This is a genomic window from Ohtaekwangia sp. (assembly GCF_036786105.1).
Classification (GTDB): domain Bacteria; phylum Bacteroidota; class Bacteroidia; order Cytophagales; family Cyclobacteriaceae; genus Ohtaekwangia.
The window spans coordinates 5,514-8,022 of the sequence record NZ_DAIQRQ010000110.1 but is presented as its reverse complement, the minus strand read 5'-3'; the positions used below and the strand labels follow the sequence as shown (position 1 = coordinate 8,022).

The 2,509-nt window shown below is 43.9% G+C and carries 3 protein-coding genes; 1 reads left to right on the top strand and 2 read right to left on the bottom strand.

What is annotated here, in order from left to right:
- Together V7Q33_RS22880 and V7Q33_RS22875 are read right to left on the bottom strand one after the other, a co-directional pair.
- The coding region (locus V7Q33_RS22880) for a response regulator (protein ID WP_333821427.1) at positions 1 to 601 on the bottom strand (601 nt) is incomplete at its 3' end.
- Between the two features lie 6 nt (positions 602 to 607).
- Positions 608 to 1,861: a PAS domain-containing sensor histidine kinase gene (locus V7Q33_RS22875; protein ID WP_333821426.1), complete on the bottom strand. Its 1,254-nt coding sequence runs from the start codon at positions 1,859 to 1,861 to the stop codon at positions 608 to 610.
- Between the two features lie 146 nt (positions 1,862 to 2,007).
- Between V7Q33_RS22875 and V7Q33_RS22870 the strand changes: the two genes are divergently transcribed.
- The gene (locus V7Q33_RS22870; protein WP_333821425.1) at positions 2,008 to 2,412 is read left to right on the top strand and encodes a universal stress protein; all 405 of its coding nucleotides are present in this window, start codon (positions 2,008 to 2,010) and stop codon (positions 2,410 to 2,412) included.
- Positions 2,413 to 2,509: the final 97 nt, after the last annotated feature.

The following is a 2,509-nucleotide window of genomic DNA, read 5'->3' as shown; positions in this document are numbered from 1 at the left end:
TGTTGGTGATTAACTCTTTTCCATCCGGGTGCGACTTGAATACTTTTATACTTCCCTGTTTAATAAAGTATATATACTGCGGTGCATCGCCTTCTGAAAATACATCTGTTTTCTTCTTAAATGCCTTTATCTTTTTGTCTTTGCAAAGATCTTTCAGGTTAAGCACCTGCCTGGCATCTTGTATGAAACTATCGAGGCCTGAAGCATTGGGCTCATACGACTTCTGCTGCATGAGGCTTTTCCGTAAACGGGCTTCAATTGCATTCAACAGGTCAGTATCGTCAAAAGGTTTGGTCAGATAATCGTCTGCCCCCAGATTCATTCCCTTGCGTATATCCATCTTTTCTGTTTTAGCTGTCAGAAAAATAAACGGTATACTGGCGGTTTCGGGTTTCTTGTTAAGTATATGCAGCACTCCATAGCCATCGAGCTCCGGCATCATGATGTCGCAGATAATGAGATCGGGTTTTTCTTTCAATGCCAGGTCGACACCAATTTTTCCGTTTTCAGCGGTAACAACATCGTAGTTTGCCAGAGAAAGTATCTCCTGGGTATTCTCCCGAACTTCCGGGTTGTCTTCTATAAGCAAAATCTTTTTCATAGCGTTCTATTGCCAGGGTATATTAACGGTGAATGTGCTTCCTTTGCCGTATTCACTGTCGAAATGAATCGTTCCGTTTAATAAATCTACATAGCGTCTTACAATGTTCAGGCCCAGACCGGTGCCTTGTATATGGCCGGCATTGCTGGCACGAAAGAAGCGATCAAACAAATGTCGCTGGTCATCTTCAGGAATGCCAATACCCTCATCCTGTACCGAAAAAGATATACTGCCACCTGCTTCCATGCATTGTATAAATATAGTCTTGCCGGCATCTGAGTATTTGCTGGCATTGGAAATAAGATTGAAGAGTATGTTTCGCAGAATGCGTGCATCACTGATGATGTTTTGAGCAGTAATGGCGCATTGAATATTCAGTAACTGTCCTTCCTTCAGCGTAGAATTGATTTCTTCCTTTATTTCACTCAGAAATTCTTCCAGCACTATAGTTTCATAGATTACTTCAATCTTTCCTTCTTCCAGTTTTCCAAGCGACAGAAAGTCATTTAGTATAGCGGTAAGGTGATTGACGGACGATTTGATACGGTTAACGTGTTTACTGATCTTGTCGGGTTCATTGCGCTCGTAGTATTGTTGTATGAGCGAAGCGGAGCTCATTACGGTGCTGAGCGGCGTGCGGAATTCATGCGAAGCAATGGATACAAATTTGGATTTCAACTCATTCAGCTCACGTTCTTTTTCGAGCGCTTTGCGTGCTTCTTCTTCCGCACGCTTGCGCTCGTTAACTTCTGCTTCGAGCTTGACAATGGTTTGGTTTAAAGCATCGGTGCGCATCTCTACCTTCTTCTCGAGTTCTGCTGCATATACGATCAGTTGTTCTTCGCTTCGCTTTAAAGCTTCTTCCGCTTTCTTGCGTTGCGAGATGTCGCTGATAAATGCCATGATCAGCAACTTGCCTTTCATTTTAGTATAGCTGAGGCTGATCTCAACCGGAACTTCCGAACCATCTTTCCGAAGTGCCGTTAAGTCGCGCCCAAAGCCCATGCGCCTCGGATGCGGGTCGCGGTTAAATGCATGCCGAAAACTCACGTGCCCTCCCCGATAACGCTCCGGCAGAAGATTCTCCAACGGCATGCCCTTGAGCTCTTCGCTGGTATATCCGAATATCTGCTCGGCTACAGGATTAGCGATCTTAATGATACCTTCTTCGTTGACCATAATGATCCCTTCCGACATGCTTTGAAATATTTCGCGGAAGGCATCATCCGAAACTTCAGGGTGGTTGGCTAGTGAAGTCATGTACCGCAATTTAAAAACTCTCCGGCTCATACCGAAACTTTTCCGGATATGATAAAAATCAGTTTCAGGGTTGACCGAAGTCGTTTAAAACCTGTGTTCAATCGCCTTTTTTCGTATTCTGAAAGAGCATTATCGTTTCCATCCTTATGTCAAATACGATTCTTTGTACAGTAGATTTCTCAGCGTCATCGAAAAGGGTACTGCAATGTGCGGCAAACCTGGCGAAAGACCTGCACGTGCATCTTACTATACTATATACATACCGGCTCATTGTAAACAAGAATGAAGAAGTGTTTCAAAGCAAGAAAAAGATTGAGGAGGAAGCTGCCCGCAATTTTGCATTGCTGGAAATAGAGATGCTTAACAACACCGGTATATCGTATGACTTCAAAACGGAGGTGGGTTTTGTAGGCGACCGTATCGAAGCGCATGCCCGCAAAACGCGTTTGGACTTTATAGTGATTGATAAAAACATGCGGGAGGAGAATAAAGAAACCTTTGATGACCTGGTAGGAAATACGCGGGTGCCCATGGTGATAGTTCCTTCATAAAAGCCTGTAGAGATTAGCATCAAATACAAAATGTGTATGAAAAGAATATTAGTGCCAACCGATTTTGAAAAGCCTGCCACCTGGGCCAGCGAGGCAG

Coding starts and splice junctions, on each gene's coding strand:
- V7Q33_RS22870 (WP_333821425.1), top strand. CDS start 2,008: ATGTCAAATACGATTCTTTGTACAGTAGATTTCTCAGCGTCATCGAAA.
- V7Q33_RS22875 (WP_333821426.1), bottom strand. CDS start 1,861: ATGACTTCACTAGCCAACCACCCTGAAGTTTCGGATGATGCCTTCCGC.